The 271-nt window shown below is 64.9% G+C and carries 1 pseudogene; it reads right to left on the reverse strand.

Annotated elements, in window-relative coordinates:
- A pseudogene (locus IF89_RS44290) lies at window positions 1-158 on the reverse strand (IS5/IS1182 family transposase); the annotation flags it as partial.
- Window positions 159-271: the final 113 nt, after the last annotated feature.

Consider the following 271-nt stretch of genomic DNA (forward strand, 5'->3'; position numbering starts at 1 on the left):
GCGAGGGTGTCGTGCTTGCGCAGATACACGAGTGCGATCAGGGCCCGCTGAGAGGCAGGCAGCTTGCACCGGCGGTCACCCTCACGGGTGGCGGTCAGCGTCGTGACCCACTCCACGAGGGCATGCGGAAGGTCCAGTGCGGCTGGATAGGCAACCAACAAGGCTCCCTGGTGAACGAGTTGAGACGTGAGAGATCTCGCTCAACCGTCCGGGAGCCTTGTCCGTTACGAGCCCTCGCCCGGCACCCGATCGGTGGCCAACTCGAAGAAGC

The sequence above is a fragment of the Streptomyces sp. NRRL F-2664 genome (assembly GCF_000719345.1).
Lineage (GTDB): Bacteria > Actinomycetota > Actinomycetes > Streptomycetales > Streptomycetaceae > Streptomyces.